8 protein-coding genes and 1 pseudogene are annotated in these 8,288 nt (G+C 66.4%); 5 read left to right on the plus strand and 4 right to left on the minus strand.

The annotated features are described in order from the left end of the window. The 3 genes and pseudogenes from H3O04_RS36395 to H3O04_RS31770 all read right to left on the minus strand — a co-directional run. Nucleotides 1-198: pseudogene (locus tag H3O04_RS36395) on the minus strand (DUF6402 family protein); the annotation flags it as partial. 193 nt (nt 199-391) lie between these two features. After that, complete coding sequence (locus tag H3O04_RS31765) at nt 392-2,065, minus strand: ATP-binding domain-containing protein (RefSeq protein ID WP_202589198.1); 1,674 nt, start codon at nt 2,063-2,065, stop codon at nt 392-394. 122 nt (nt 2,066-2,187) lie between these two features. Beyond that, entirely contained in the window at nt 2,188-3,042 is an 855-nt protein-coding gene (locus H3O04_RS31770; protein ID WP_202589199.1) for a helix-turn-helix domain-containing protein, read from the minus strand. A 477-nt stretch (nt 3,043-3,519) separates the two neighbouring features. Between H3O04_RS31770 and H3O04_RS36730 the strand changes: the two genes are divergently transcribed. The 4 genes from H3O04_RS36730 to H3O04_RS31790 all read left to right on the plus strand — a co-directional run bounded on the left by H3O04_RS36730 (nt 3,520) and on the right by H3O04_RS31790 (nt 6,952). After that, nucleotides 3,520-3,729: a hypothetical protein gene (locus tag H3O04_RS36730; protein WP_006478767.1), complete on the plus strand. Its 210-nt coding sequence runs from the start codon at nt 3,520-3,522 to the stop codon at nt 3,727-3,729. Nucleotides 3,730-3,902: 173 nt separating this feature from the next. Beyond that, on the plus strand, nt 3,903-4,178 hold the full coding sequence (locus H3O04_RS31780; protein WP_006478768.1) for a hypothetical protein: 276 nt from the start codon (nt 3,903-3,905) through the stop codon (nt 4,176-4,178). A gap of 284 nt (nt 4,179-4,462) precedes the next feature. Beyond that, the gene (locus H3O04_RS31785; protein ID WP_202589200.1) at nt 4,463-5,797 is read left to right on the plus strand and encodes an NAD(P)/FAD-dependent oxidoreductase; all 1,335 of its coding nucleotides are present in this window, start codon (nt 4,463-4,465) and stop codon (nt 5,795-5,797) included. A gap of 60 nt (nt 5,798-5,857) precedes the next feature. Further along, complete coding sequence (locus tag H3O04_RS31790) at nt 5,858-6,952, plus strand: potassium channel family protein (RefSeq protein WP_012339802.1); 1,095 nt, start codon at nt 5,858-5,860, stop codon at nt 6,950-6,952. Nucleotides 6,953-7,144: 192 nt separating this feature from the next. On the opposite strand, the gene H3O04_RS31795 is transcribed toward H3O04_RS31790, so the two are convergent. Beyond that, nucleotides 7,145-8,053 carry a LysR family transcriptional regulator gene (locus H3O04_RS31795; protein ID WP_023475881.1) on the minus strand — a complete coding sequence of 303 codons (909 nt, stop codon included), beginning with the start codon at nt 8,051-8,053 and terminating at the stop codon, nt 7,145-7,147. Between the two features lie 143 nt (nt 8,054-8,196). Here H3O04_RS31795 and H3O04_RS31800 point away from each other — a divergent pair. Beyond that, the coding region (locus H3O04_RS31800; protein WP_237666508.1) for an NAD(P)-binding domain-containing protein at nt 8,197-8,288 on the plus strand (92 nt) is incomplete at its 3' end.

Consider the following 8,288-nt stretch of genomic DNA (forward strand, 5'->3'; position numbering starts at 1 on the left):
CTTCGGGACGTCCGAAGGCCTGGAAATCACTTTCGGAGGCGGTGGCGGCGGCTTTTCCCCCGGAGCGAGCCGGTCGATCGATACGCTCCTTTGCGTATCGAGCGGAATGCACCCTTGGGAACCCTTGTATGCCCTCAACTCCGATCCGAACAATCCCTTTTCGGGTTTGTAGTACGGCAGTTTTTTCACGTCGGCCATGGACTATTCCGTTTGCAACGAATGGCCTGGCATCGTAAAAGCCAGCTGCAAACGGACGAACCGTCAGGTATTGCTGAAACAGGTCGAAACGAGCGTGGGCAAGGGCCCTCTGGCATCGAGAAATGTGCCCGAATGTGTCGGCAATCGCGATGTCGGAGATCGTCCCCTGGCGGGCAGGCGCCCGCCCGCCGCATCAATCCGCCGCGTCCGCGAGTTGCGCGGCCGCCCGCGACGACGCGACGATCAGCAGCTTCATCGTCGCGCGCGTCGCGCCGACGAACAGTTTGCGCGCGGCACGCGCGTCGAGCGTGTCGAAGTCGACTTCGGTGAGGATCACGCACGGCGCCGACTGACCCTTGAAACGGTAGATCGAATCGAGCAGCACATCGCCGTCGCGATACTCGGGGTTGCCGAACAGGTCGTACTTGCCGGTGAAGCGCTTGATCCGGTGCGGGCCGAGCTGGTCGAGCGGCGCGAGCACCGAGCCTTCGCGGCCGCGGTACGACAGCACCGCGATGTCCTGCTTGCGGAAACCGAGCGACAGCGCCTGCGTGATCGCACGCTTGGTCGCGTCGATGCAGGGTTGCGCCAGTGCGTCGCCCGACGCGTCTTCTTCCCCGTAGGCCGACACCGACGGATCTGAGCCGTCGAACGGGCTGCCCGAACGCAGTTCGGCCGCGAGCGGCTCGACCCGGCCGACGACGTCGCGCACGAAGTCGAGCAGGTCGCGCGGGCTGCGGTAATTCGTGAGCGCCTTCAACGTGACCCAGCCGGGCAGCGCGACGGGTTCGCGCATATACAGGTTCTGCAGCGGATCTTCCAGCCACCACCATGCACCGTCCGGCGCCAGCAGCCGCTCCAGCGCGGCGGCCCACGGCGCATGAAAATCCTGCCCTTCGTCGACGATCAGCACGTCGAAACGCCAGCGTTCGGGAATCGGCGCTTGCGCGAAGCGCGCCTCGAGCCGTTCGAATTCGCCGGGCACCTGGAAATCGGGCGTATAGCCGCCGTCGCGCGCGACCCAGTCGCACAGCTGGTGGTAGTTCGCGATCTTCGCGCCGGGCGGCGCGATGCGCGCGATGTAGTCGGCGAGCGGCCGGTTGAAGCAGACGTAGAGCACGCGCTGGCCGGCCGCGACGGCATCGCGCATCACCTGCACCGCGAGCTGGGTCTTGCCCGACCCCGCGGTGCCGGTGACGCGCAGCCGGAACGGCGTGAAGTCGAGCTGGCGCGCCCATGCGGCGAGCCCGCCCGACAGCCGCGTGACGAGCGTGCCGGCTTGCCCGACGAGCGCGCTCGTGTCGGGCGTGAGCGCGAGTTCGTCCGCGAGGAAATGGTGGAGCTTCGGCGCGTTCGGAAAGTGCTCGTCGTCCTCGGGCAGGATCTGCCGGATCACCTGCGCGAGCTGCGCCTTGCGCGACGCATCGACGATGCGGTCGGGCGCGACGCCGGCGATCGACGCGTCGCGGATCGAGTAGTCGGGGCAGTACAGCAACGCCTCGACGCCGTAGACGCCCGCGCCGAGCGCAGCCGTGAGGCGCCGGTGCAGCGTCTCCTGCGTGCGCGCGAGCTGGATCGGGACATTGCGCTCCTTCTGCAGGTAGACCTTCACGAGCCCTTTCGGGGTCTCGCGCAGGAAGCCGGCCTTCTGTTCGATCAGCAGCACGCGCCCGGCCGGGCTCACGACGACGAACGCGGCTTCGCCGAACACCGAGAATGCCTGGTCGGCGCGCGTCCAGTGGACGCCGTGATACACGGTGTAGCTGTCGGGCAGCGCGTGTTCGAGCGCGGCGAGCGTTTCGCGCTCGCGTTCGGCCGCGCCGGTCGCGGCGAGGCTTTTCCAGTCGTCGGGGATGAGGCGGGCCATGGCGTCGGGCGGCGGATGCCGGCGTGGGCGTGAACGGGTGCGGCTATTGTACTGAGGAACCCGTTCATGCCCGCGGCGCGGAGGTTGGCCGTTCGCGATTCGGGCGGCCGGCCCGGCGGACGTCAGCCGCGCGTGAGCCGCTTCGCGAGATCGGCGCAGAGGATCGCCATGCGCGCGGGTTTTTCGTAGCACACCACGTCGAACGCGCGGATCACTTCGCTGATGTCGGCCTCGCTCGCGCGGCCGGTGAGCAGGTCGCCCGTCAGCACGAAAATCGGCGCGCCCGGGTTGTCGGACGTGCGCACGGCCTTGATCGCGGTGGCGGCCGTCCCGTCGTCGAACAGCCATTCGGTCAGGACCGCGTCGAAGGCCTGACCCTGCAGCGCATCGACGAACGCCGCGAGGCCGTCGAACGCGGCCGTCGCGAAACCCTGCCGTTCGAGATAGCGGCACAGCTCGGTTGCGCCGACACGATCGGGGTCGATCACCGCGACGACGAGCTTGTCGCTCTCCGCGCGGCGCGGATAGATCTCGATCTTGTGCACGTCGTACGCGTTCTGGTACAGCACGCCGGTATGGCGCAGCACGCGCCAGCGGCCGTTCTGTTCGTACGCGACGAACTCGGGGCGCGCGCCGGCTTCGAGCGGCGCGCCGATCCAGGCGGTGCACGGAATCTCGGCGACGCCCGCATACAGGACGGCTTCCTGGGAATAGGCGCCGACCATGCCGGGGTCGAGCGTTTGCGCGCCGAACAACTGGGCGGCGGGTTCGCCGTACGCTTCGGCGACTTTCTTGATCTGCGCGAGCGTCCAGGGGCTGCTGCCGCGCAGTTTGCGGTGGCCTTGCGAGAAACTCAGGTCGAGGATGCGGCACAGCTCGGTGGTCTGCTGGCGCTTGCCGATGCCGTTGCGGGTCATCAGCTCGCGCACGCGCTCGGCAACCGCGAGGGAATCCGTGGTGATTGCTTCAGTGGTCATGCTACGGGGACGGATCGTGACGTTCAGAACGACGCCTTGCGGCAGTCTCGGCGGACAGTCTTCATGACGTCCAATGGCGAGCCGACCGGCCACGCACGGAAAAGATAACTTTACCGCAAAATGGTCGTCATTCAGTGTTGTGAAAGGTGCGTTTGTGTGAAAGGTGTGTCATGACGTTACGTCCGATCTGCCGCGGCGCGGGCGCGTGACAGGGCGTCCGACGCCTTCAAGTCCGCATTCCGACGGACCGGGATGGGATTGACGACGGACCGGCATGCGATTCCGCACGAGACGGCAGGTAATCGCCGCGCGATGCACCAACGCGGGGCGGACCCCCATGCCCCGACCGACGTATCCCGCCCATTTTTGCAGGACGATCGATGGATGGTTTCCTCTAGTGAAACCAACGAAGTTACATTTTCGGCGTCGGCCAAGCCGCGTGCTACGATTTCGCCGTCTCAAAAAAGTGTTGAACCGATGCAGAAGACATTCTTGATGCGCGGATACGAAATGAACTGCGAGCCGCGCGTGACGGAGACCGGCAAATACGCCGCGCAGGTCGAGGTCACGAAGGTGGGTTTCAGCCGCGAGGCTGCGTTCCGCAAACTGGGTGAATTCGACACCGAAGCCGAAGCGGTCGCGTACGCCAGACAATTCTCCGAAGAGTGGTTGAGCCGCTATGCGTAGCGCGGCGGGTGCCGATGCCCGTGCTATCCGGGCATCGGGCCGAGCGGCGGTGTAGTGCGCCGAACGGCCGGCATTGCTGCCTCAATATTGCGAATGCGTCGGGAAATTTGTAGATTGACGACTCCCGTTGTGGGGTATCGATCGTCCGAAGGCAACGCAATTGGAGACCGCGAATGTCCACCTTGTGCATGCAGACCGTCGTTCACGGCAAGACTGTCCAGATCGTGCTGTCGCCCGAGAGGCGGACAGCCAGAATCGACATCGTCGATGACGAAACCGGCAGCTACCCGCCCCGCACGATGAGCATCGAGCAGTACGTCAACGCCGGCATGGCTGACGACGAAATCGCGCGGCATGTTCTCGAAGTCGTCACGATGTCGATCGAGCAGCTTGCGAGGCTGCAGCCGTTCGACCGCACGGCAGGCACCCAAACGCGCTATTCGCACTGAGCGCTTGTGCAGCGATCGCTCCGCGCAGACCGCGAAGTCCTGACTGAATGGTTGCGCGATGATCGAGCATTCGACGTGGCGTGGTCGAGCGCGACGCGCATCGATTGCGCGTGCGCGCTACGCCGGCAGATACAGGAACGGCTCGCCGTTTTCCCGCTCGACGGACAGTAGCCGCTCGCGCTGATCCTGCGCGAACAGTTGCTTGTCAGCCGCGGCCGCTTCGGCGATCGCGGCATCGACGCGCTAAGCTTCGCCTGCCGTGCCCTGATATCCGACAGAAAACCATGACCACCACCTATCCGCTGCACGACGCATTGAGCCACGCCGATACGGCATTTCCGGCCGAAGCCGACGTCGTGATCGCCGGCGCCGGCATCATGGGCTGCGCGGCCGCGTACTACCTCGGCCTGCGCGGCCTGAAAGCCGTCGTGCTCGACAAGTCGCGCATCGCCGGCCAGCAATCGACGCGCGCGTGGGGCTTCGTGCGACAGCAGGGGCGTGAATCCGCCGAAGTGCCGCTGATGATGGCCGGCATGCGGATCTGGGAAGGTCTGGAGCAGGCGCTCGGTTTCGATCTCGAATGGCGGCAGGGCGGCTGCCTCTACCTGGCGGACAACGAAGACGACTGGGCCTCATTCCAGGCGTGGCTCACCGTGGCGCGCGAGCATGGGCTCGACACGCGCACGCTGACACGCGCACAGATCGACGAACGCGTGACCGGACTGTCGACGCACGCGCGTACCCTCGGCGGCTTGTACACGGCGACCGACGGGCAGGCCGAGCCGCGTCGCGTGGCCGCCGCGTTCGCGGCGCGCGCGACCGAGGCCAGCGCGCGTTTCTTCGAAGGCTGCGGCGTGACCGCGATCGAGACGGCGGGCGGCGCGGTCGTCGGCGTCGTGACCGAACGCGGGACGATCCGCACGCGGCGCGTGATCTGCGCGGCCGGCGCGACCAGTTTCCGGCTGCTCGACGGCGTCGGCATCCGGCTGCCGCAGCAGGCCGTGCGCGGCACCTGCATGCGCACCAACGTGCTGCCCCACGTGTCCGCGTCGACGATCTGGGGGCACGGCCTCGGCATCCGGCAGCGCAAGAACGGCGCGATCAATCTCGCCGACGACATGCAGGTCGACGTCGATCTGACGCTCGGCCACCTGCGCGGATTGAGCCTCTTCTGGCCGGAATTCTGGTCGCAGCGCGACAAATTCCGGCTGCACCTGAATGCGTCCGCCTGGCGCGACGTGCTCGCACGCATCAGTGGCGCGACCGGGCCGATCGAGCCGCGCGATCCGCAGCCGCAGCCGAATCGGGCGCATGCGCCGCGCGCGCTCGCGAAGCTCAAGGCAATCTTTCCCGCGCTGAAGGATGCGCAGATCGTCGAGGCGTGGGCCGGCCTGATCGACGTGCTGCCCGACGGCATCCCGGTGATCGATGCGCCGGGTACGCCGTCGGGGCTCGCGATCGCGACAGGGTTCTGCGGGCACGGCTTCGCGATGGGGCCCATTGTCGGCCGGCTGCTCGCCGAATGGATCGACACGGGCGCGCCGTCGCTCGACCTGTCGGCATTTCGCGCGCGGCGGTTCGTCGACGGGACGATGGTGCGGCCGCGCAGCATGCTGTGACGCCCGGGCACCCGCGTTCCCGTCGTAGAATCGAGCCCGCATCCTTCAGGAGATTCCCCGTTGGCCACGCCATCCGATCAGCGCCGCTCGTTGCGCATGCGTCTGCGTCGCGCCCGCAATCCGTGGCAGGCGCCGCGTGCGCGTACGCTGTTCACGCGCCCCGCGACGTCGCCGCTGCGCACGCTGCTGTTCCGTCTCGGCGCGGTCGTGCTGTTGTGCACGCTGGCGTTCCTCGTGCTGTATCTCGATCGCGACGGCCTGCGCGATTCGACCAAGAGCACGCCGATGACCGTGGCCGATCTCGTGTACTTCACGATGGTCACGGTCGCGACGGTCGGCTACGGCGATATCGTGCCCGTCACGGCGCGGGCGCGCCTGCTCGATGCGTTCTTCATCGTGCCGATCCGCATCGGCATCTGGTTCATTTTCCTGGGCACGGCGTATCAGTTCGTGATCCAGCGCGTCATCGAGGAATTCCGCATGAAACGCCTGCAGAAGCAACTGTCCGATCACATCGTCGTGTGCGGTTATGGCCTGTCGGGATCGATCGCGGTGCGCGAGTTGCTGGAGAGCGGCGTCGATCCGGCGACGATCATCGTGATCGATTCGCAGCAGCAGGCACTCGAGGCGGCGACGTCGCTCGGCGTGACGGGGTTGCTCGGCGATCCGGCACATGAGGATCTGCTGCAGCAGGCGCAGGTGCGCGCGGCGAAGGCCGTGATCATTTCGGTAACCGACGATCCGACCGCGATCCTGCTGACGCTGTCGGTGCGCAGCATCGCGCCCGATACGAAGATCGTCGTGCGGATTCAGGAGAACCTGTATCAGCGGCAACTGCGGCAGGCCGGCGCGGACGTGATCGTATCGTCGACGAAGATCGGCGCGCTGTTGCTGGCGGATGCGGTCCACAGCCGCTACATCGTGCCGTTCGTGAACGACATGCTGTCGACGCGCGGTCGCGCGACGCTGCTGGAGCGCGAGGCGTTGCCGCATGAAATCGGTTGCCTGACGAACGTCGTGCCGGGCGCGATCGTGGTCGGGCTCGATCGCTGCGGGAAGATTCATTCGTTTTACGAAGATCCGCCGTGCAGGATCGAGGCCGGTGATACGCTGGTGGTGATTCAGTCGGCGCGGATTCCGGATCCGGATGCGTGAGGACGTTTGGCCTGGGTGATGTGCCCATGAGGGCACGGGCGCCTGGCGTTGTCCACGAAGCCTTTCTCGAACGCGGCGGCTGCTTGATCTGCTGGAACACTTTGCAGCGGAATCTGCGGTTTTCATGAAGCCGTCTCCAAACCCGAACCCGCGTCGCGTTCAGGAGCAGGAGTACGGGCCACGCCAGCCCCGCTAACGAAACGCGCGCATCTGCCCCGTCATCATCTGCAGCATCTTGTTGGCGGCCACCGACAGCTTGCGGCCCACGCGCGTGACCATGTGCGCCTCGGCGTTCTCGAGGATCGGATGCGCGATCTCGATCGCGAACAGCTCCCTGGCCTGCAGTTCGGCCGTCACCGCGAAGGCCGGCATCACCGAGATACCGAGCCCGGATTTCACGAACTCCTTCAGGATCGCGAAGGAATTGGTGGTGATGATCGGCGCGAGCCGTACGCGCTCGGCGTATTCGACGGCCTCCATCATCTGCCGCGTGCCGTAGGACGGGTGAGTGGCCGCCAGCGGGTAGGTGGCGAGCTGCTGCACCGTCAGCACCTTGTGGCTGCGGCGCGGGAAGTCGGGGCCGACGATCGCCATCATCGGCTGCCGCTTCGACGCGCGCGACACCAGCTTGGGCTCGGCGGGCGGGTTGTACACCAGGCCGATTTCGCCTTCGTCGTTCGAGATCTTGCGGATCACGTCGTTGGTGCTGCCCACGTCGAGGTTGACGCGGATTCCGGGGAACTGCCGGCAGAACTGCTGCATGGGCCCGGCCAGCAGATCCGAGACGAAGCCTTCGCCCAGCACCAGGCTGACCTGGCCGGTCTTGAGCCCGCGCAGCTCCTGCAGGCGCGAGATCAGGTCGTCGCGGTGCGCGAGCTGCTCGCGGAAATACTCGATCACGCAACGTCCCGCCTCGGTGGGCGTCACGCCGCGCGCGTGGCGCTCCACCAGGGTGGCGTCGAGCTCCTTCTCCAGCAGCCCGATCTGGCGGCTCACGGCCGAGGGCGCCACGTCGAGCCAGTCGGCCGCGGCGCGGATCGTGCCGCAACGCACGGCCTCGTAGAAATAGACGATGCGGCTGTCGGTCAGGGTATCGCTCATGATTCGCGTGTTCTAAAAAAGAGAACAATATCAATATTGGCGTTGATTGATTATACGGATCGCCGGACCGAACATCGTGGCCATGCAAGGCAGGCGCAAGCTGGCGCGCCGGCCTCGAACCAACAGCTATCAGGAGTCGTCGGATGAAAACGGTGGGCGTGATCGGTCTGGGCAACATGGGGCGCGGCATGGCGGGTTCGCTGCGGCGCGGCGACTACACGGTGCTCGGCTACGA

The organism is Burkholderia sp. KCJ3K979, from assembly GCF_016759955.1.
Taxonomy (GTDB): domain Bacteria; phylum Pseudomonadota; class Gammaproteobacteria; order Burkholderiales; family Burkholderiaceae; genus Burkholderia; species Burkholderia orbicola.